The organism is Stenotrophomonas sp. 59, assembly GCF_030291095.1.
Lineage (GTDB): Bacteria > Pseudomonadota > Gammaproteobacteria > Xanthomonadales > Xanthomonadaceae > Stenotrophomonas > Stenotrophomonas maltophilia_Q.
In genome coordinates this window covers 2318670-2338380 of the sequence record NZ_CP127408.1, presented here as the reverse complement: position 1 = coordinate 2338380, position 19711 = coordinate 2318670, and the positions used below count along the sequence as shown (strand labels likewise).

Below are 19711 nucleotides of genomic sequence, written 5' to 3'. Positions count from 1 at the left end.
TCGGCCAGCATTCCACTAGAGAGCGATGATCTTCACCGACGCACTGACCAGTGGCCTTGCAAGCACGCTGTAGCCATCACGATCAAAACCGACTGCTGGCGTATCGAGCCTTCGCGCTGCTGCGATCGTCGGCGCCGAGCCCAGGTACGTCCAGTTACGCACCACATGGATCTGCCGCATGTCCTCCGAGCGCTCGTCGATGCCAATTGCGCCGGCGTAGGGCCATGCCCGCCGGTGGTAGCCGGCCAGGCCACCTCGCAGGCGTTCGTCATGCGCCGAGGCCGGTTCGCTGCCGTTGCAGGCACCCGCGCAGCGCCTGAGCAGGTGGCGGAAGCAGGGCACCCCGGCACGCACCGATTCGATCCCCAGCCGCCCGTAGCAGAGCTGGTGCTCGTCCGCCAGGCGCTGCAGTGCGGCGATGGCGGCATGACGGCCGGGGAACAATCCATGGGCCTGAGCAGGATCGGCGCCGTGGACATCCTCGATGCGGACCCCGTCAGCCGCCAGCACGATCGTGCACAGTCGCTTGTTGCGGCGAAGCTTCCTGTTGAACAGTGGCTTTGCCTGCTTGATCAGCCGCGCTTCCAGCAGCTGCGCCCCGATGTCACCGGCGGTACGGATGCAGGAAAACCCGTCGGTCCTGCCGACAAGCCGTTGTTCGTCCGGCGCCCGAAGGTGGTCCAGCACCCGCCGCCGGATGTCCACGCTCTTGCCGATGTACAGCGCGGCTCCCGCCTCATCGTGGAAGGTGTATACCCCAGGCAACCGGGGCAGCGATGCGGCCTTGGACACGAGATCACGATGGAGGACGTTGCGCATGGAAGACATCGGGCAACAGGGTAGCGCGTCCAGGCAGCGGACAGCCGGCGCCTTCTTGAACGATTCATGGTCGATGATCGCGGTGCCATCGCAATCTCAATCCGTGCGACAGCCGATCGTATTCTTCCGGCCATGGATTCCCGCCTTGAGATCGCAGATTCAATGTCCGTCCCCCGGCATTCCGGCTGGGTGCAGAGCGGCGAACGTTGGGACCTGTGGTGGAATGGGCGCTCCGTAGCGAACATCGTGCCGCATGCAGTGCTTGGCTTCCGGGTGTGCCTGGAAGCACGCAGAGTGCCCAAGGCAAAGATCGTTGCAGCAGCGAATGCACGGCAGGCCAAGCGCTATGCCGAGCGCTGGTGCGCTGCACGACTCTGCCCGCAACTTCGGCTGCGCGATGCGGTGGCGAGGCTGGTGGGTGCCACACTCGAAGCGGGCAGATCGTCACCAGTACAGTCGCGGCAGCAACGGCAGCAGGCCCGTCGGTTGGCCGAGGCCGGAGCCGGGGAAGTGGCACGGATCAAGAAGGTCCTGGCGCTGCGAAGGGCAGTACCAGCACCTATAATCGCGCCCTGAGCATCGATCGCCACCCTCGATGCTCGGGGTTCCGGGGGATGCCGTGACCACGCGCGTAGGAATATTTTCCGTTGCGGAAGCCCGGAAAGGTGCAGCGCGCATGGCGATAGTGGGCGGCAAAGCCTGAGTTCGATTTGCACGCGGTATTTTTCTGGAATTGATGAAGAGTGAAGAAGTTCATGGAAGATTCGATTGGAGCCCGGGTTCGCACAGTTCTGTGCACGGGCCTGTTTGTTTTCGCCTGCAGCGCCCACGCGCTTGGCAATGACGAAGCGGCCTCGTTGAAGAGCGTGCTGGCAGCAGCCGAGACCGGCAGCGCAGATGCCGAGAATGATCTTGGAGATCGCTACAACGAAGGCAACGGTGTGGTCAGGAACCCGGTGACGGCGGTTGATTGGTATCGCAAGGCTGCTGAGCAGGGCCATGCATCTGCCCAATCCTCTCTTGCCGTGATGTATCTGAACGGAACCGGGGTTCCCAAGGATCTCGCGCAAGCACTGTTCTGGGTGCGCAAGGCGGCGGAGCAAGGCAACGGTCTTGCACAGTCCGACCTGGGGATGATGTACCTGGAGGGATTGGGCGTGTCAAAGGATGATGCGCAGGGCCTCTTCTGGATCCGCAGGTCGGCCGAAGGAGGAGCTTCCGCGGGGCAGTACAACCTTGGCAGCCTGTATGAGCGCGGCGGCGCGGGCCTCACCAAAGACCGGGCCGAGGCCATGCGCTGGTACACCAAGGCGGCCGTCCAGGATCTGAAGGGAATTCTGGTCAGCGATGCTCGCCAGAAGCTGTGCTCGAGTGGCAAGGAGGGCCAGGTGTGGTGTGACCAGATCGAACCCCCGCCGAGGTTCAACTCGGTTGAGGAACTGATGGCAGCTGCCAAAAGTGGCGACGCCGAGGTTCAGGCCGTGCTCGCGACCATGTATGCCGATGGTATCGGCGTGCCGAAGGACGATATCCAATCAGCCGCCTGGTTCGGCAAGGCGGCAATGGCGGGCTACGCGCCCGCCCAGTTCGAACTCGGGAACCTGTATGCCAGCGGGCAGGGCGTGCCCAAGGACAGGGATGAGCAGATCTACTGGTACTGCGAGGCTGTCGCACAGGGACATGACGGGGCGTTTACCAATCTCCAGATAATGAGCGCCCTCGAACTGTTCGATCCGAAGGACTGCCCGGAGCGCCGTGCACGCAGGCGATGATTGCCATCGGGCAATGACTGCCATCTCACCCGGACCTCACGCAGAGGCCCGGGTGCAGGAAGGCCTCACACCAGGGGACGGCCGGTATTTCCGCTCAACCGGTGCCTGATCACGCCGAAAGCTCCTCACGCACGATCTTCGCCCCGGCGCTGAGCGCGAGCAGCTTGCCGCGCGCCACTTCGCGCGCCAGCGGTGCCATGCCGCAGTTGGTGCTCGGGTAGAGCTTGTCGGCATCCACGAACTGCAGCGCCTTGCGCAGCGTGTTGGCCACGTCTTCCGGCGTCTCCACCGTATTGGAGGCCACGTCGATGGCGCCCACCATCACCTTTTTGCCGCGCACCAGTTCGATCAGGTCGATCGGCACGTGCGAGTTCTGGCATTCCAGCGAGATGATGTCGATGCTGGAGGTCTGCAGCTTGGGGAACGACTCTTCATACTGGCGCCATTCCGAGCCCAGTGTCTGCTTCCAGTCGGTGTTGGCCTTGATGCCGTAGCCGTAGCAGATGTGCACGGCCGTCTGGCACTTCAGGCCTTCGACGGCCCTCTCCAGCGCAGCCACGCCCCAGTCGTTCACTTCGTCGAAGAACACATTGAAGGCGGGCTCGTCGAACTGGATGATGTCCACGCCGGCGGCCTCCAGTTCCTTTGCCTCTTCGTTGAGGATCTTCGCGAACTCCCAGGCCAGCTTTTCGCGGCTCTTGTAGTGCGCGTCGTACAGCGTGTCGATCATGGTCATCGGGCCGGGCAGGGCCCACTTGATGGGTTGCGCGGTCTGGCGGCGCAGGAACTTCGCATCTTCCACGAACACCGGCTTCGGGCGGCTGACTGCGCCAACCACAGTTGGCACGCTTGCATCGTAGCGGTTGCGGATGCGGACCGTTTCGCGCTTCTCGAAATCGACACCGCTGAGGTGCTCGATGAAGGTGGTAACGAAATGCTGCCGGGTCTGTTCGCCGTCGCTGACGATATCGATGCCGGCGTGCTGCTGCTCCTGCAGGGACAGGCGCAGTGCATCCTGCTTGCCTTCAATCAGGCTATCGTCCTGCAGCTTCCAGGGTGACCAGAGCTTCTCGGGCTCGGCCAGCCAGGATGGCTTGGGCAGGCTGCCTGCGGTGGAGGTGGGAAGCAGTTTCTTCGTCGACATTGCGTCTTGTTTCCTGGGGGCGAATGGGGAATCGGTGGATCAGCGGGCAGCCCACTGCTCAAGCACGGCGCGGTACGGCTTGATGAAGTGTTCTTCGGTGAACCTGCCCTGCTTGACCGCCAGCTGGCTGCGCTCTTCGCGGTCGTAGACGATGCGGGTTGAGGAGTAATCCTGGTGCTTCAGGCTGGGCTGGTAGACCTTGCCGGCCACGGAGTTGGCGTTGTAGATCTCCGGGCGGTAGATCTTCTGGAAGGCCTCCATCGTGCTGATGGTGCCGATCAGCTCCAGGTTCGAGTAGTCGCCCAGCAGGTCGCCCTGGAAGTAGAACGCCAGCGGTGCGACGCTGCCCGGTGGCATGAAGTAGCGCACCTGCAGGCCCATCTTGTCGAAGTACTGGTCAGTGGGAGAGAACTCGCCCTGGCGATACTCCACGCCCAGGATCGGGTGGTGGTTCTCGGTGCGGCGGTAGGTCTTGCTGCTGGATACGCTGATGCAGATCACCGGCCCCTTGCTGAAGTTGGCACGGTAGGCGTCAGACTCCAGGAAGTGCTTGAACAGCTTGCCATGCAGGTCGCCGAAGCCTTCCGGAATGCCAAAGGTGGCCTTGCCTTCGTTGCTGGCCGGCAGCACCACGCTGAAATCGTAGTCGCGCACGTAGGACGAGAAATTATTGCCGACGATGCCTTCGGTACGGGCACCGGTGCGGGTGTCGACGATGGTCGGACGCAGCACCTCGATCAGCGGGAACGGATCGCTGCCATCACCGCCATCGATGTGCATCTCCACCGAGATGATGTCCAGCTCGACCGCGTAGCGATCCGCGCTGGGGTTGTCCCAGTGCGCCAGATCGTTGAAGCGGTTGTTGATCATGCTGATCGTGTTGCGCAGGTTTTCCTGGCGGGACGCACCGCGGGCCAGGTTGGCGAAATTGGTGGTGATGCGCGTCCCGTCAGCAGGCTGGTAATCCTCGTTGAAGGGGATGCGCGTGATGCTGAAGGTGAAGGTGTCGGTCGTCATGGGTGGCGTTCCGTAGTGCGGGATGACATCCGGAGGCGGGCGAAGGCATCCGGCATTCAAAGTGCTGCAGCGGCCTCAAGGGCGGCGGCGCGGTGGCGGGGCAGGCCCAACAGCGGCAGGGCCCGCCGCACCGCCAGCCGTGCCCGCTCGATCAGCGCATCGTTGTGCACGCGGCCGTCGGCGAAATCGCGGTCGGTGGCGTAGACGCCCAGCGGCAGGGTGCGCGCCTGGAAGAAGCTGAAGAGCGGGCGCAGCTGATGGTCGATCACCAGCGAATGGCGCTCGCTGCCACCGGTGGCGGCCAGCAGGATGGGGGTGTCGACCAGTGCGTCCTGGTGGACGAAGTCGAAGAAATGCTTGAACAGCCCGGTGTACGAGCCGCGATAGACCGGCGTGCTCACCACCAGCACATCAGCCTGCTCGACGGCGGCCAACTGCCGTTCCACGGTGTCGGGCAGCTGCGAACGCCAGAGCGCGCCCGCCAGCTGCGGGGCCAGTTCGCCCAGTTCGACCAGGTGCTGCTCGCTATGGATGTCTTCGCCGATCAGGCCCAGCAGATGCTCGGCCAGGGTGGCGGCCCTGGAGGGGCGCTGCAATCCGCCGGAAACGGCGACGATTCGAAGGGGGCGGGTAGGTGAAAGCATGACCCGATGCTAGCCACGCCCTTCCATGACGTAAAATGGTATTACTTCACCAATCCATGAGTAGGATTCATCATCATGCTGGAGCGGATCCACCTCAGTATCGTGCAGCAGGTCGAGCAGCAGGGCTCACTCACCGCCGCCGCCGGCGTACTCAACCTGACCCAGTCGGCCCTGAGCCACAGCATGAAGAAGCTGGAGCAGCAGCTGGGCACCGACGTCTGGCTGCGCGAAGGCCGCAGCCTGCGGCTGACCCAGGCCGGGCAGTACCTGCTGGCGGTTGCCAACCGGGTGCTGCCACAGCTGGATCTGGCCGAGGAACGGCTGGGCCAGTTCGCACAGGGCGAGCGGGGTGCGCTGCGCATCGGCATGGAATGCCATCCCTGCTACCAGTGGCTGCTGAAGATCGTCTCGCCGTACCTGGCCGCCTGGCCGGACGTGGACGTGGACGTCAAGCAGAAGTTCCAGTTCGGCGGCATCGGCGCACTGTTCGGCTACGAGATCGACCTGCTGGTCACCCCGGACCCGCTGCTGAAGCCGGGCCTGAAGTTCATTCCCGTATTCGACTACGAACAGGTGCTGGTGGTGGCCAGCAACCACGCCCTGGCCAAGGTGGACCACGTAAAGCCGCGCCAGCTCGGCCAGGAAGTGCTGATCAGCTACCCGGTGCCGTTCGAGCGCCTGGACATCTACAACCAGTTCCTGCTGCCGGCCGGTATCACCCCGCGACGGCACAAGGCCATTGAAACCACCGACATCATGATGCAGATGGTGGCCAGCGGCCGCGGCGTGGCGGCCATGCCACGCTGGCTGGTGGAGGAGTACGCCGCCCGCATGGATGTGGTGCCCGTTCGCCTGGGTGCGAAGGGCATCCCCAAGCAGATCTACCTGGGTGCACGCGAGGCGGATACCGGCATCGACTACCTGCAGGCTTTCATCGAACTGGCGCGGAACAGCACGCCGCTGGCCAGCAATGCGCGCGGGGGCACGTAATGGCCGCACCTACGTCGCTGCGGGCGCGGGCCTTTCTTGATGCCTTTTCGCTGGAGGTGAGCGCCAAAGCCATGCCCGCGCTACACGCGGAGGCTGCCCGCATTCCACGCGGCACGACAATCTCCATTCCCTGGCTGGCCAGCGAGGACGACGACGCACGACTGGCTGCGGCGCGCAGGGTGCGTGAGCTGGGATTCGAGCCAATGCCGCATCTCTCGGCCCGTCGCATCGGGTCGCGTGTGGTGCTTGAACGGTTCCTGCAGCGCGCCGCCAACGAGGCCGGTGTCGCCCAGTGCCTGTTGATCGGCGGCGATCTGGCCACGCCCGCCGGCCCATTTGCTGATAGCGCTTCGATCATCGAGACCGGGCTTCTGGAGAGGGCCGGCATCAAGGCCGTCGCCATCGGCGGCCACCCCGAGGGCCATCCGGTCATGGGCAGTGTCGGGTGCTGGCAGGTGCTGGAACACAAGTGCCAGGCCATCGAAGCGCGCGGCATGGCGCCGATGATCATCACGCAGTTCGCCTTCGATGCCGACATCGTTCTGGCCTGGTTGGACGCGCTGCGCGCCCGTGGCATCGACGTTCCGGTGCTGGTCGGCGTGCCGGGTCCGGCAAGCATCGCGCGGTTGGCACGCTACGCCGCAATGTGCGGGGTGGGTGCCAGTGCATCCATGCTGGCAAGGTACGGCATCTCGATCGGGCGGCTGCTCGGGACCGCAGGGCCGGAAGTATTCGTGGACCACTTGGTGGGCAGTTTGACTGACGCCCACGGGTTGGTCAGCCCGCACTTCTTTCCGTTCGGTGGTATTGCCCAATCACTGGACTGGATCAAACGGCACCGGCCGCAGGCATCGGCAGTCGGCGGCTGACGGGCCATCGATGACGGCTACCGGGCAGCGCATATGGTTGCCCGGTCCCGTCCCGGTCAGCCCTGTCGGTGTCGTATCTCGGACGGGCAACTGATCAGGCCGGCATTGCTGATAGCCTGGCGCGTACCGCATGCGCGGCACGCAAGCACGGTTCCCCCTCTCACATGCTCCATCTCCTGCTCACCCCAGACACTGGTTGCGCCGCACGCCGTGCAGGTTGCTTCGATCTGCAGGGCCCGGGCCAGGTCGCCCTCCGCGCCCGGTCTGTAGGTGAGGTCGGTGATCTTGAATATGCCGGTATGACTCATTGGAACGCCGTTGTGGGTCTACTACGGGAAGATATCGATGCAAGGGTGTCGGGCGCGTCGGCGCGGTGTCGAGAAGCGGTGCGGGTCAACTCAGGGGTCACTACGCAACGTGAATTCCTCCAGCCGTGCACGGCTGACGGACTGGTGGTTGCCACACCCCGGGCAGCTGAGCGAAGCGGCGCCGTTGAGGTCGACAAGCCCATGATCAGGAATGGCCCGGAATTGCCTTGAGCATTTCAGGCAGGAGCAATCAATCCGGGTGACCTGCAGCAGGGTGCCATCCTCACGCGCCACTCCTTCGACGCTGACTACATAGAACTGTCCGATGTCTCGCATGAAGATGAACAATGCCCTGAACGTTTGGGGCGCCCATCATGCCGTCTGACGTGCCGTAAGGCTCACCCAACGACCGTCCATATTCTGAAGAGTTAAGAATCAGGATCAGGGGGCAGGCTTGTGCCGGGTGCTAGAGTGTGAGCGGGTGCCGATGTGGCGCCATATTCAAGGCGAAATTCATGCCCATCCGGGCCGTTGTATATGCAAGTCAAGCAGTAGAAGGTCTTTCGATCGATCGCCTGGAGGCGCTCGTGGCCGATGCCGCGAGGTTCAATAAAGTTGCAGGCGTGACGGGCGTGCTGCTGCACGACGGCACGCGATTCGTGCAGTACTTCGAAGGGCCGGAAGATGGCGTGGCCAGCGTCTACGAGCGCGTGCTGCAATCGGCCAGCCATACGGATGTCGTGGAGCTGGCGCGGGGGCGCGTCTCCACCCGGCAGTTTCCCTATTGGTCGATGCACCAACTTCCTGCCGATCAGCTTCTGGTCGGCAGACTTGCAAGGGCCGACTGGTCACGCTTCAAGAGAAGCCAGCCCGAGGAGATCGCAGGCTCCGCGTGGGGAATCGATGTGCTTGCCGCGGCGGTAGCGCCCTACGTGCACGCCGCCTAGTTTCGGCTTCGGCGACCACTTCATCGAGGTGTGCAGTGACATGAAGGTTCTCATCACGCTCATCGCTGCACTGCTGGCTGCGGGCCCGGCGCTTGCCGACTCCCCGCTGCCGCCGCCGGAGAGGTTCACGGCATGTTCCCCCGCTCGAAATCTCTGTGCTGATTCCGATCCGGCCCTCAATTCAACGCGGGTAACGCCACATGCATCGGGCCAGGATGCCTGGCTGATACCCGGATGGCATCGCTGGTTGTTCCCGTCGGACGATGGGGAGTCGGTTGTGGTCGGCTACGAGGGCATGAACCTGGTTCCGGTTGATGTGACGCTGAGCGAGCCGGTGCTGCTTTTCTACAATCGTGGCCGCTTGGTTCGCACCGTTACGCTCGATCAGTTGTATCGGCGCACATCGCAGCTTCGGCGCACCGTCTCGCACCTCTCGTGGGTGACCAGCATCGGCTTCAATCGCTCCAACCAGTTCGTCGTCGAGCTGGTCAATGGAGAGAAGGTGGCATTTGCTCCCAGAACGGGGGCCCGCGAGCCGGTTCGGCCGGACGGGCGCTGACAGTCCGTTATGGGTGTCCGGAAGTCACGCATGGCGTGACCGCGCCATGCCCCATGTTCACCCCGCAGCAGCGAGAATGCACCATCGGGCGCGCCTCACGCGCGCTTTCCTCTGCCCGCAGGATCGCGAAGATGTCCAAGCCCCCCTTTGGTGAATCGTCATGTGCCGCCGCTGCCAGCGGTTGCGTCGAGGTACGCGGCGCGCGCGAGCACAATCTCAAGAATGTCGATGTCTCCATTCCGCGCAACGCATTGGTGGTGTTTTCCGGCGTTTCGGGCTCCGGCAAGTCATCGCTGGCCTTCGGCACCGTCTTCGCCGAAGCGCAGCGACGCTACTTCGAATCCGTTGCGCCCTATGCGCGGCGCTTGATCGACCAGGCCGGCGTGCCCGATGTGGACGCCATCGACGGGCTGCCACCGGCAGTGGCGTTGCAGCAGCAGCGCGGCGCGAGCAATGCGCGTTCATCGGTGGGCAGTGTCACCACGCTCTCCAGCCTGGTACGCATGATGTATTCGCGTGCAGGCGCATATCCGGCCAACCAGCCGATGCTCTACGCGGAGGACTTCTCGCCCAACACGCCGCAGGGCGCCTGCAGTACCTGCCACGGGTTGGGGCATGTCTACGAAGTGACCGAAGCCTTGATGGTGCCGGACCCGTCGCTGAGCATCCGCGAGCGCGCCATCGCCTCCTGGCCGCCGGCATGGCATGGCCAGAACCTGCGCGACATCCTGGTCACGCTCGGCTACGACATCGATGTGCCGTGGAAGACGCTGCCGAAGAAGGATCGAGACTGGATCCTGTTCACCGAGGAAACACCCACCGTGCCGGTCTATGCCGGCTTCACGCCTGCCGAGACCCGGGCCGCGCTCATGCGAAAGCTCGAACCGAGCTACATGGGCACGTACACCGGCGCGCGTCGTTATGTGCTGCATACCTTCGCCAATACCCAGAGCGCGCTGATGCGCAAACGGGTTTCCCGCTACATGGAAGGCAAGCTGTGCCCGGCCTGCCACGGAAAGCGCCTGAAGCCGGAGGCGCTCTCGGTCACCTTCGCGGGTGTGGATATCGGTGAGTTCATGCGGTTGCCTCTGGATCAATTGGCAGATCTGCTGGAGCCCATCGCGCGAGGTGACTTCAGCGCGCACAGCCGGGGCGAACGCACCAGCAAGACGAGCGCGCGACGCGACCGCAGCCAGCGAGCGGCCAGCGGTCGCGCCGTCCACGCTGCGGCTCCGGATGTACGCCTGACCTCGGCCCTGTCCGAAGAGAAGCGGCTGGCTGCACAGCGGCTGGCGGGCGGGGTCATGGGGCGGGTGCGGCAACTACGGGAGCTTGGCCTGGGCTATCTCTCGCTGGACCGCGCCACGCCCACCCTGTCCGCTGGCGAACTGCAGCGCCTGCGGCTGGCCACCCAGCTCAGCTCGCTGCTGTTTGGCGTGCTGTATGTGCTCGACGAACCTTCGGCCGGCCTGCACCCGGCCGACAGCCAGGCGCTGTACGACGCGCTGGACCGGCTGCGTGATGGCGGAAACTCGGTGTTCGTGGTCGAACACGATCTGGAGCTGATGCGCCGCGCGCAGTGGCTGGTGGACGTGGGGCCGGAGGCCGGCGAGCGGGGAGGGCGCGTGCTTTACAGCGGCGAACCTGATGGCCTGCGCCAGGTACAGGATTCGCGCACGGCCCGGTATCTGTTCGACCAGGTGCCTGCGCCTGCCAGCCGCCAGCGCAGCGCCGGGAACTGGCTGGAGCTGAAAGGCATCCACCGTCACAACCTGCAGGGCGTGGACGCGCAGGTGCCGTTGGGATTGCTGACGGCAGTGACCGGCATTTCCGGCTCTGGCAAGTCCAGCCTGATGGCGCAGGCGCTGCCGGAGCTGATGCTGCTGCATCTGGGGCACGAACCCGCGGACGACGGTGCCGAGGCCTCACCCACGGACGGGCCGACCGTGATCGAAACCACCCGAGGCCAACTGGCCGGTGATGTGGACGCCATCCAACGCGTGGTGCAGGTGGACCAGAAGCCGATCGGCCGCACGCCACGCTCCAACCTGGCCACCTATACCGGGCTGTTCGACCACGTGCGCAAACTGTTCGCGGCGACACCCGCCGCACGTCGTCGCCGGTTCGACGCGGGCCGTTTCTCGTTCAACGTGGCCAAGGGCCGATGCGAGACCTGCGAAGGCGAGGGTTTCGTGAGCGTCGAACTGCTGTTCATGCCCAGCGTCTACGCCCCATGCCCCACCTGCCACGGCGCCCGCTACAACGAAGCCACCCTGAAGGTGCTGTGGAACGACCGCAACATCGCCGAGGTCCTGCAGATGACGGTGGACCAGGCGCACGCATTCTTCAGCGCGGAGGAGCCCATTTCCCGCCCGCTGCAGTTGCTGCAGGAAATCGGCCTGGGTTACCTGCGGCTGGGCCAGCCGGCCACCGAGCTTTCAGGCGGCGAGGCCCAGCGCATCAAGCTGGCCACCGAACTGCAGCGCAGCCAGCGCGGGCGCACGCTGTACGTGCTGGACGAACCCACCACCGGCCTGCATGCCTCCGATGCGGACAGGCTGCTGGTTCAACTGCAGCGGCTGGTCGACGCAGGAAATACGGTGGTGATGATCGAGCATGACATGCGGGCGGTCGCGCAGGCGGACTGGGTGATTGACGTCGGGCCGGGCGCAGGCAGTGCCGGTGGCACCATCGTGGCGAAGGGAACGCCGCAACAGGTGGCGCGCGCGCAGGGAAGCAGGACAGCGCCTTTCCTCGCGCGAGAGCTGGCTCATCTGTAGGGCCGAGCCATGCCCGGCCACCACCCTCGGCAAGATCCGGGGTCGGCCTGTCCAGCAAACGATGCTCAGGTCTCCCCGCGCCACTGGCTCATCAGCATCTGGAGAAAGCGTTCCGCAGTAGGCGAGAGCAGGGCGCCTCGGCGACGGACGATCCCGATCGTGCGCGACACCACAGGGTTGCCTATCGAGCGCGTCACCAGGGTGGGATGATCCCCGTCCGGCGTAGCCATTTTCGGCAGGACAGACACGCCGATGCCGGCCTCGACCATGCCCAGTGACGTCGACAGGTGGGTCACCTCGTAGTGCCAGCTCAGTTTGAGGTTCTCGCGCGCCAGGGCGCCGTCCAGCAGCGTGCGATTGCCGCTGGTGCGATGCACGGTGATCAGCTGATGCTCTGCCAGGTCAGCCCACTCCACCCTGCGCTTGCGGGCCAGGGGGTGGTCGCGGCGGCAGGCCAGCACAAACGGGTCTTGGGCCAGTACGTCGAAATCGAGATTCGGATCGTTGGCGCCCATGAAGTTGATGCCGAACTCGACTTCGCCACGTTCCACCGCCTGCAGGCCCTCGGTCGCCGGGATATCCAGGATCCGGAAGCGCACGTTGGGATGCGCTTCGTGGAAGCGCGCCATCACGCTGGGCAGGAAGTAGAACGCCGCCGTGGGCAGGCAGGCGATGGTGACGGTAGCGCCCCGCGTATCGTCCCGGCCCCGCAGTGAGAACAGTGAACCATCGAATTCCTCCAGCATGCGACGCACCAGCGGCAGCAGGTTCTCGCCGACGGCGGTAGTGCTGACGCTGCGCGTGGTGCGCTCCAGCAGCGGCGAACCCACCGCCTGCTCCAGCTTCTGTATCCGTCGGCTGAGTGCCGGCTGGGAGACGTGCAGGATCTCCGCGGCCCGATGGAAGCTGCGCGTCTCCGATACCAGCAGGAACGCGCGGAGATCGAGGATTTCGCAATTGATGCTCATTGGGTATCAATCATCCAAAAATCAGCAATTCACAGATCAATTGGGGTCATGCCAGTATCGAATCACAGAGGGGTCATTCATCCCCTATACGCATCAATCTAGCACACGTATGTCCAACGATCTGCTCAGCATTCCCTGCGTGCTCATGCGCGGTGGCACCTCCAAGGGCCCGTTCTTCCTGGCCAGCGACCTTCCGGCGAACACCGCCGAACGCGATCGCCTGCTGGTGGAAGTGATGGGGTCGGGTCATCCGCTGCAGATCGACGGCATCGGTGGTGGCAACGCGCTGACCAGCAAGGTGGCCATCATCGACAGATCCAGCCGGGCAGACGCCGACGTGGACTATCTGTTCGCCCAGGTAAGGGTGGAGCAGCAGGTGGTGGACACGTCCCCCAACTGCGGCAACATGCTGGCGGCGGTGGGCCCGTATGCCATCGAGCGGGGGCTGGTGCAGGCTCAGGATCCGCAGACCGAGGTGCGCATCCACAACGTCAACACCGGCAAGCTGATCATCGCGACGGTGGAAACGCCCGGCGGCAATGTGGTCTATCGCGGTGATACACGCATTGCCGGCGCGCCGGGCTCGGCCTCGCCGGTCAGGCTCTCCTTCCTCGATGCGGCAGGCGCCCGCACCGGCAAGCTGCTGCCCAGCGGGCACGCGCAGGAAACCATCAATGGCGTGCCGGTCAGCCTGGTGGACTGCGCCATGCCGATGATGCTGGTGCGTGCCGAAGACCTGGGCGTGCACGGTGATGCCTCGCCCTCCGAACTGAACGCGGACGCGGCGTTCATGCGCCGGCTGGAATCGCTTCGCATCGAGGCGGGGGCCCGCATGGGCATCGCCGACGCCGGCAACACGGTCATCCCCAAGCCGGTGCTGCTGTCGGCGCCCCAGCATGGGGGCGATCTGCAGGTGCGCTATTTCATGCCGCACCAATGCCATACCGCACTGGCCATTACCGGCGCGGTCGGCCTGGCCACCGCCGCCGTCACGCCGGGCACGCTGGCCCACACTTTGGTCGGATGCCTGTCCGTTCCCGGCAGCATTACCCTCGAACATCCGAGCGGGGCCCTGGAGGTGGGTCTCAGTCGCAGTTCGGACGATACGCCGGTGATTGCCAGCGTGGTGCGCACCGCACGCCGACTGTTCGACGGTCGGGTATATGCAACTCCGCCCGCGCACGCCACGGCCAGTACCACCCAAGACCGCCAATGGACGTCAGCGGCATGATCTGAAACCGGCTGGGTCGGCACAGGCGTGCCTGCCCCGCCACCACAACGTAGATGCTTCACTCCTGGGAGGGATGATGTACAAGCAGTTCCTGATGGCCGCGCTGTGCGCGGCCGGCCTGGCCGCGGCCGGGTGCAGCAACAGCGGCCGCGCCGAAGGTGCGACCACAGGCAGCGCTGACAACGCACCGGTGCGCATCAGCGTCGGCTCCTACAACCTCAACAACCTGCCGTTCTTCATCGCCGACGCCAAGGGCTATTTCAAGGATGTCGGTCTCGAAGTGAAGACCGAGAACTTCGCCCAGGGCGGCTCCAAGGTACTGCAGGCGCTGGTGGCCAATTCCACCGACGTGGCCGTTGGCTTCTACGACCACACCATCCAGATGCAGGCCAAGGGCAAGGACGTGGTGGCCTTCGTACTGCTCTCGCGCAATTCGGGGCTGGTGATGGCCGGCCGCGAGGATGCCACCTTCGATCCGGCCCGGCCGGAAACCATCAAGGGCCAGAAGGTCGGGATCACCGCGCCGGGCTCCTCGTCAGACTTCTTCGTCCGTCACTTCCTCGCCCAGCATGATATTCCGGCCGACAGCATCTCGCTGATCGGCGTCGGCTCCGGCGCCGCAGCGGTTGCCGCCCTGGAGCAGGGCAAGATCGACCTGCTGGTCAACTACGACCCGGCCGCCACCCTGATCACCGAGCGCAAGGTCGGCAAGATCCTCCTCGACGCGCGCAGCGACGACGGCGCCCGCCAGGTCTATGGCGGCTTGTACCCGACGTCGGTGATGTATGCCAACCAGAGCTTCCTGGACAAGCGCCCGCAGGCAGCCGAGAAGATCGCCCGTGCCGAGCAGATGGCGTTGAAGTTCATCGCCGACAACAGTGCCGAAGAGATCGTTGCCGCGCTGCCGGACAGCTACGTCTCCGGCGATCGCGCCACCTATGCCCGCGCGGTGGAGAACGCCCGCGCGATCTTTACACGCGACGGTCACTTCACGCCGGCCGACCTGGAAACCCCACTGAAGGTGCTGCGCGAGTTCAACACGGATGTGGCCAAGGCCAACATCGATCTGTCCAGGACCTACACCAATGCCTTCGTCGAGCGTGCCCACGCTGCGGCGCCGGCGGCCCAACCGTGATCGGAGGTAACCCCATGGCCCTCAATGCCACCGTGCGCCAGCTCAACGGCGCGCCGCAGCTGGAGCCTGCACAGACCATGGTCGCCCTCAACAAGGTGACCATGTCCTTCGGCGAATTCACCGCCGTGCGTGATGTCGACATCCAGGTGGGTGACGGCGAGTTCCTTGCCATCGTCGGCCCGACCGGCTGCGGCAAGAGCACCATCCTCAATTCCGTGGCGGGGCTGTTGAAACCGTCCTCCGGCGAAGTAGCCATCGATGGCCGCACTGTCAGCGGCGTGCAGGAGTCGGTCGGCTACCTGTTCCAGCAGGATGCGCTGCTGCCGTGGAAGACGGCTTACCAGAATGTTGAACTCGGCCTGCGCTTCCGCGGCGTGCCCGAAGCCGAACGCAAGGCCAAGGCCAACGCGTGGCTGGCCAAGGTCGGCCTGGCCGGTTTCGAGCATCGCTACCCCCACCAGCTGTCCGGTGGCCAGCGCAAGCGTGTGCAGATGGCGCAGGCGCTGATCGTCGAGCCGAAGGTGATCCTGATGGATGAACCGTTCTCGGCGCTGGACATCCACACCCGGCACCTGATGCAGAACGAGCTGCTGCGTCTGTGGCAGGAGGACCGGCGCTCGGTGATCCTGATCACCCACGATCTGGAAGAAGCGATCGCCCTGGGGGATCGCGTGGTGGTGCTGTCCTCCGGCCCAGCCAGCCGCGTGGTGCGCAGCTTCGACGTGGATCTGGAGCGTCCGCGCAACGTGGCAGAGATCAAGCTGGATGACCGTTTCACCGACCTGTACCGCGACATCTGGGCCTGCCTGCGCGGCGAAGTGGAGAAGAGCTATGCACGCCAAGACTGACAAATTCATCCAGCTGGCCCTGGTGGTCGCCGTTTTCGGCGGCTGGGAAGGCGGCATCGCGCTGGGCGTGATCGATCCGTTCTTCTTCCCTTCACCGACAGCGATCGTGCAGCAGGCCTGGACCTGGCTGTCCGATACCTCGTTCTACCAGCACGTCTACATCACCCTTACCGAAACCGCGCTGGGCTACATCATCGGCACCGGCCTGGGTGTGGCTGGCGGCGTGTGGCTGGGCCTGAGCCGTCGCTCGGCGCGCATCCTCGATCCCTTCATCAAAGGCTTCAACGCAATTCCACGCGTAGTGCTGGCGCCGATTTTCGTGTTGTGGCTGGGGCTGGGCCTGTGGTCGAAGGTGGCGCTGGCGGTCACCCTGGTGTTCTTCACCACGTTCTTCAATGCCATGCAGGGCGTGCGCGAGGTGAATCCGGTGGTGCTGGCCAATGCCCGCATCCTGGGCGCAAGCCGCAGCGACCTGCTGCGCCATGTCTACTTCCCCGCAGCAGCCAGCTGGATCCTGTCCTCGCTGCGCACCTCGGTGGGCTTCGCGGTGGTCGGCGCGATCATCGGTGAGTACCTCGGGGCCTCGGCGGGCCTGGGTTACCTGATCGCGCAGGCCGAGGGCAACTTCAATGCCGTGGGCGTGTTCGCCGGCATCATCATCCTGGCCGCCTTCGTGCTGGTCATCGACGCCCTGCTGGACGTGGTCGAGAACAAGCTGATCACCTGGCGTCCCAACGCCCAGGCACAGGCCACCAGCTGAACCGGCTGCGCTGAGCCGGCCTGCCGCGCCGCCGGACCGATCCGGCGGCGCGCACTTCCTCCCCCCGATCTTCCCCCGCACCACCGCAACAGGCCAGCGCCGGGCCAGGGGGCCGGCTGGCCGGAGAGAGAGCCCATGAATCATTCCACCGTGCTGCCGCTGGCAGCGCTGTCGGTCGCGCTCGGCCTGCTGTTGGCCAGCGGTCACGCAGGCGCCCAGTCTGCTTCGCCCCAGCCCGCACCACTGAGCCAGGCCGAACTGTCACGCCTGGTGCAGCAGCAGGCGCTGCAGATCCAGCAATTGGAAGCGCGCCTGCGCGCCGTCGAGGGAGGGCAGGGCATAGCGGCCGGGCTACCCACGCCGCCGGAGCCCGCACCTGTGCTTGAGACGCGGGTGGCGGCACTGGAATCCAACCAGTCCAAGCTGCCGAAGGTGTCCTGGGCCAAGGGCGCACCGGAGCTCAGCAGTGCCGACGGCAATACGGTGTTCCGTCCCCGCGGACGCCTGTTCGTCGATGCCTCCAGTACTGACGGTTCCGCGGTCGCCGACCGCAACGTTTCGGGAACGGAGATCCGTTCGGTGCGCCTGGGCGCAGAGGGACGCTACGGAAGCCTGGGCTGGGTGGTGGAGGGCGACTTCGCCGACAACACGGTGGCCTGGAAGTCGGTCTATGCCACGCTGGACCACACCCTGTTCGGCCTGCCGGCCGATCTCACGGTTGGCAATCGCTTGAATGATCGCGGTTTCGATGGCTCCAGCAGCACCTCCAACACGCCATTCCAGGAGCGCAACGTGGTCGGCACGCTGATGCTGCCGCAGCGCGGCCTGTTTGGTGTCGGGCTGACCGAGCGCGTGTATGGAAAGGGGTGGCATGCCAGCGTGTCGGTGGCCGGCAACGATCTCAACAACGCCGGCACCGACAACGACAGCCAGACCTGGGCCACGCGCGTGCACTGGAACCCCGTGGCCAGCGACGCGGTCACGGTGCACCTGGGGGCCTGGGCGTTCCACGAGGAGATCGCCGCAGGCGCCAGCGGCGTTGTTCGCAGTTCGGCCATCGCAGGGCATTTCAACGATCTGGTCAAGATCGCGCCGGGCACACTGCTGGGCGCCGAGCGCAGCACGGCTTACGGTGCCGAACTGGCCGGCTTCTTCGGAAGGGCGTGGGCGACCGGCGAATGGGGCACCCGCAGCCTGCGGGGGAGCGACGCCAGCGGCCGTTATGATCGTGACCACGAGGCCTGGGCGATCTCGGCCGGGTGGTTCCTGGCTGGCGCACGCCCGTCCTACACGGGCAAGACCGGTACCTGGGGACGCGTGAAGGTGGCCGACCCGGTGACGCGTGGCGGTCGCGGCGCATGGGAGCTGAAGGGCCGCTATGAAGACGTGGACTATGCCGAACTGCCCAGTGGCGGCACCGGCCACGCATGGACGCTGGGCGCGAACTGGTACCTCAACGATTTCAGCCGCGTGATGTTCGAAGCCGTCCGTTGGCAGACCCGCCACCGCAGTGGCAGTGCAGCAGGCAGGGATGAAGGCACTACCTTCAATACCCGCCTGCAGCTGGCGTTCTGACACCGATACGCCGCCCGCGCGCCGATCAGAGCAGCAGCAGCGCTCCGATCAGCGCGGGCGGCATCACCAGCGCGCCGACGCGCAGGAAGTCGAGCGCGCTGACATGCTCGCCCTCGCGACGCAGCGCCACCAGCCACAGCATCGTGGCCAACGAGCCGGTCACCGACAGGTTCGGGCCCAGGTCCACGCCAACCAGCAATGCGGCACGGGTCTGTGCCGGCAGCTCTGCCATCTGGCCCAGCGAACCGGCCGCCAGGCCGACCGGCAGATTGTTGGCCAGGTTGCTGAGCAATGCGGCCGCACCACCCGCCAGCCAGCTGGCCTGCTGCGGCGACGCCTTCGCCAGCGCCTGCAGAGCGCCGGCTGCACTCTGGATCACGCCGGTCTGCGCTACCGCTTCCACGAGCACGAAAAGCCCGGCCACCAGCGGCAGCACGCCCCAGGATACGTGGCGCAGCAGCGGTAGCGGGCTGCGGCGCTGACGAACCACCACCGCCGCCACGCTCAGTGCACCGGCGCAGAACGTGGCCAGGCCCAGCGGCCCGTCAAGTGCAGAGGTCACCAGCAGCACGCTGCCGGTGAACAGCACACCCAGCGCACTCAGGCGCCCGCCCTCGGTCAGCGGGCGATGCTGCGGCGCGGCCACCAGCGGCTGTGCGATCTCGCGCCGGTGCACCCAGCGCAGCACAAGATAGGTCGCACCGATCGCCGCCAGCGAGGGCAGTGCGAACTGCGCCAGCCACTGCAGCAGCGGTGGCATGTGCTGGCCGTAGACCACCAGGTTGGCCGGGTTGGAGATGGGCAACACGAAGCTGGCCGCATTGGCGATGAAGGCACAGACGAACAGGTAGGGCAGGGGATTGGCGCGGGCCGCCTTGCAGGCCGCGTAGACCGCCGGGGTCAACACCACGGCTGTCGCATCATTGGAAAGAAATACCGTTACCAGCGTGCCGACCAGGAACACCAGGTCGAACAGGCGCCGCCCCGAGCCGCCCGCATGCCGCACCGCATACAGCGCCAGCCAATCGAACAGCCCTTCGCGGCGGGCGAGCTCGGCCAGCACCATCATGCCGACCAGGAAGAGGTAGACGTCGCGGCCTTCGGCGACTGCGTGCCAGGTAGTGCCGAACGACACGGTGCCGCTGAGCGGAAGCAACGCGGCCGCGCCGAGCGCCCACGCGTACTCCGGGATGCGGAACGGGCGGAACAGCAGGCCGACAGTGGCAATGGCCACCGCCATCCAGATGATGAGCGAAGAATGGGAAGCGAGCATGGAGTAGGGGCGTGCGTGGTGCCATCCATCGACCCCGCCGCCGGTTCTCCGGCGTACGTGATCGGCGTGCAG

Annotated in this window: 17 protein-coding genes and 1 pseudogene; 12 read left to right on the top strand and 6 right to left on the bottom strand. The window is 65.4% G+C overall.

The window, feature by feature from the left end; translation table 11 throughout:
- Window positions 1–15: 15 nt before the first annotated feature.
- Window positions 16–819, bottom strand: coding sequence for an endonuclease (locus QP552_RS10905; protein WP_111113803.1), 804 nt, complete (start codon window positions 817–819; stop codon window positions 16–18).
- Window positions 820–951: 132 nt separating this feature from the next.
- Between QP552_RS10905 and QP552_RS10900 the strand changes: the two are divergent.
- Together QP552_RS10900 and QP552_RS10895 are read left to right on the top strand one after the other, a co-directional pair.
- Window positions 952–1353, top strand: a pseudogene (locus tag QP552_RS10900) (hypothetical protein); the annotation flags it as partial.
- A gap of 209 nt (window positions 1354–1562) precedes the next feature.
- Window positions 1563–2591 carry a tetratricopeptide repeat protein gene (locus tag QP552_RS10895; protein ID WP_286073609.1) on the top strand — a complete coding sequence of 343 codons (1029 nt, stop codon included), beginning with the start codon at window positions 1563–1565 and terminating at the stop codon, window positions 2589–2591.
- A gap of 109 nt (window positions 2592–2700) precedes the next feature.
- Here the strand turns inward: QP552_RS10895 and QP552_RS10890 are convergent, their stop codons facing one another.
- Genes QP552_RS10890 through msuE form a run of 3 tightly spaced genes read right to left on the bottom strand, consistent with a single transcriptional unit; the run spans window position 2701 to window position 5396 of the window.
- Complete coding sequence (locus QP552_RS10890) at window positions 2701–3735, bottom strand: methionine synthase (protein WP_286073608.1); 1035 nt, start codon at window positions 3733–3735, stop codon at window positions 2701–2703.
- 39 nt (window positions 3736–3774) lie between these two features.
- The gene (locus tag QP552_RS10885; protein ID WP_286073607.1) at window positions 3775–4752 is read right to left on the bottom strand and encodes a DUF1852 domain-containing protein; all 978 of its coding nucleotides are present in this window, start codon (window positions 4750–4752) and stop codon (window positions 3775–3777) included.
- A 56-nt stretch (window positions 4753–4808) separates the two neighbouring features.
- On the bottom strand, window positions 4809–5396 hold the full coding sequence (gene msuE / locus QP552_RS10880; protein WP_111113800.1) for an FMN reductase: 588 nt from the start codon (window positions 5394–5396) through the stop codon (window positions 4809–4811).
- Window positions 5397–5471: 75 nt separating this feature from the next.
- Here msuE and QP552_RS10875 point away from each other — a divergent pair, with 75 nt between their 5' ends.
- From QP552_RS10875 to QP552_RS10855, 5 genes are all read left to right on the top strand, one after another.
- Window positions 5472–6386, top strand: coding sequence for a LysR family transcriptional regulator (locus QP552_RS10875; RefSeq protein ID WP_099552177.1), 915 nt, complete (start codon window positions 5472–5474; stop codon window positions 6384–6386).
- On the top strand, window positions 6386–7255 hold the full coding sequence (locus QP552_RS10870) for a methylenetetrahydrofolate reductase (protein WP_111113798.1): 870 nt from the start codon (window positions 6386–6388) through the stop codon (window positions 7253–7255). Before QP552_RS10875 ends, QP552_RS10870 begins: the two co-directional genes overlap by 1 nt.
- 823 nt (window positions 7256–8078) lie before the next feature.
- Window positions 8079–8510 (top strand): BLUF domain-containing protein, encoded by a 432-nt coding sequence (locus QP552_RS10865; protein WP_106548484.1) that lies wholly within the window; start codon window positions 8079–8081, stop codon window positions 8508–8510.
- 40 nt (window positions 8511–8550) lie between these two features.
- Window positions 8551–9069 carry a hypothetical protein gene (locus QP552_RS10860; protein WP_286073606.1) on the top strand — a complete coding sequence of 173 codons (519 nt, stop codon included), beginning with the start codon at window positions 8551–8553 and terminating at the stop codon, window positions 9067–9069.
- Between the two features lie 131 nt (window positions 9070–9200).
- A complete protein-coding gene (locus tag QP552_RS10855; protein ID WP_286073605.1) occupies window positions 9201–11849 on the top strand; it encodes an excinuclease ABC subunit UvrA in 2649 nt (882 codons plus the stop codon).
- 65 nt (window positions 11850–11914) lie between these two features.
- On the opposite strand, the gene QP552_RS10850 is transcribed toward QP552_RS10855, so the two are convergent.
- Window positions 11915–12817 carry a LysR family transcriptional regulator gene (locus QP552_RS10850; RefSeq protein ID WP_111111694.1) on the bottom strand — a complete coding sequence of 301 codons (903 nt, stop codon included), beginning with the start codon at window positions 12815–12817 and terminating at the stop codon, window positions 11915–11917.
- A gap of 109 nt (window positions 12818–12926) precedes the next feature.
- On the opposite strand from QP552_RS10850, the gene QP552_RS10845 reads away from it, so the two are divergent.
- The 5 genes from QP552_RS10845 (at window position 12927) to QP552_RS10825 (ending at window position 18366) form a co-directional block, all read left to right on the top strand.
- Window positions 12927–14048, top strand: a complete 1122-nt coding sequence (locus tag QP552_RS10845; RefSeq protein ID WP_111111693.1) for a 4-oxalomesaconate tautomerase — start codon at window positions 12927–12929, stop codon at window positions 14046–14048.
- Window positions 14049–14124: 76 nt separating this feature from the next.
- Complete coding sequence (locus tag QP552_RS10840) at window positions 14125–15183, top strand: ABC transporter substrate-binding protein (RefSeq protein ID WP_111111692.1); 1059 nt, start codon at window positions 14125–14127, stop codon at window positions 15181–15183.
- Between the two features lie 14 nt (window positions 15184–15197).
- The gene (locus QP552_RS10835; RefSeq protein WP_057504056.1) at window positions 15198–16031 is read left to right on the top strand and encodes an ABC transporter ATP-binding protein; all 834 of its coding nucleotides are present in this window, start codon (window positions 15198–15200) and stop codon (window positions 16029–16031) included.
- Window positions 16015–16791 carry an ABC transporter permease gene (locus QP552_RS10830; RefSeq protein ID WP_005409726.1) on the top strand — a complete coding sequence of 259 codons (777 nt, stop codon included), beginning with the start codon at window positions 16015–16017 and terminating at the stop codon, window positions 16789–16791. Before QP552_RS10835 ends, QP552_RS10830 begins: the two co-directional genes overlap by 17 nt.
- A 135-nt stretch (window positions 16792–16926) precedes the next feature.
- Entirely contained in the window at window positions 16927–18366 is a 1440-nt protein-coding gene (locus QP552_RS10825; protein WP_286073604.1) for a porin, read from the top strand.
- A gap of 25 nt (window positions 18367–18391) precedes the next feature.
- Here QP552_RS10825 and QP552_RS10820 read toward each other — a convergent pair whose 3' ends face one another.
- Entirely contained in the window at window positions 18392–19639 is a 1248-nt protein-coding gene (locus QP552_RS10820; protein ID WP_286073603.1) for an arsenic transporter, read from the bottom strand.
- Window positions 19640–19711 lie beyond the last annotated feature (72 nt).

Excerpts from the sequence above, each read along its gene's own strand:
- QP552_RS10830 (WP_005409726.1), top strand. The coding sequence starts at position 16,015 with ATGCACGCCAAGACTGACAAATTCATCCAGCTGGCCCTGGTGGTCGCC.
- QP552_RS10865 (WP_106548484.1), top strand. The coding sequence starts at position 8,079 with ATGCCCATCCGGGCCGTTGTATATGCAAGTCAAGCAGTAGAAGGTCTT.
- QP552_RS10905 (WP_111113803.1), bottom strand. The coding sequence starts at position 819 with ATGCGCAACGTCCTCCATCGTGATCTCGTGTCCAAGGCCGCATCGCTG.
- QP552_RS10870 (WP_111113798.1), top strand. The coding sequence starts at position 6,386 with ATGGCCGCACCTACGTCGCTGCGGGCGCGGGCCTTTCTTGATGCCTTT.
- QP552_RS10860 (WP_286073606.1), top strand. The coding sequence starts at position 8,551 with ATGAAGGTTCTCATCACGCTCATCGCTGCACTGCTGGCTGCGGGCCCG.
- QP552_RS10885 (WP_286073607.1), bottom strand. The coding sequence starts at position 4,752 with ATGACGACCGACACCTTCACCTTCAGCATCACGCGCATCCCCTTCAAC.
- QP552_RS10850 (WP_111111694.1), bottom strand. The coding sequence starts at position 12,817 with ATGAGCATCAATTGCGAAATCCTCGATCTCCGCGCGTTCCTGCTGGTA.
- QP552_RS10855 (WP_286073605.1), top strand. The coding sequence starts at position 9,201 with ATGTCCAAGCCCCCCTTTGGTGAATCGTCATGTGCCGCCGCTGCCAGC.
- QP552_RS10845 (WP_111111693.1), top strand. The coding sequence starts at position 12,927 with ATGTCCAACGATCTGCTCAGCATTCCCTGCGTGCTCATGCGCGGTGGC.
- QP552_RS10875 (WP_099552177.1), top strand. The coding sequence starts at position 5,472 with ATGCTGGAGCGGATCCACCTCAGTATCGTGCAGCAGGTCGAGCAGCAG.
- QP552_RS10890 (WP_286073608.1), bottom strand. The coding sequence starts at position 3,735 with ATGTCGACGAAGAAACTGCTTCCCACCTCCACCGCAGGCAGCCTGCCC.
- QP552_RS10820 (WP_286073603.1), bottom strand. The coding sequence starts at position 19,639 with ATGCTCGCTTCCCATTCTTCGCTCATCATCTGGATGGCGGTGGCCATT.
- msuE (WP_111113800.1), bottom strand. The coding sequence starts at position 5,396 with ATGCTTTCACCTACCCGCCCCCTTCGAATCGTCGCCGTTTCCGGCGGA.
- QP552_RS10840 (WP_111111692.1), top strand. The coding sequence starts at position 14,125 with ATGTACAAGCAGTTCCTGATGGCCGCGCTGTGCGCGGCCGGCCTGGCC.
- QP552_RS10835 (WP_057504056.1), top strand. The coding sequence starts at position 15,198 with ATGGCCCTCAATGCCACCGTGCGCCAGCTCAACGGCGCGCCGCAGCTG.
- QP552_RS10825 (WP_286073604.1), top strand. The coding sequence starts at position 16,927 with ATGAATCATTCCACCGTGCTGCCGCTGGCAGCGCTGTCGGTCGCGCTC.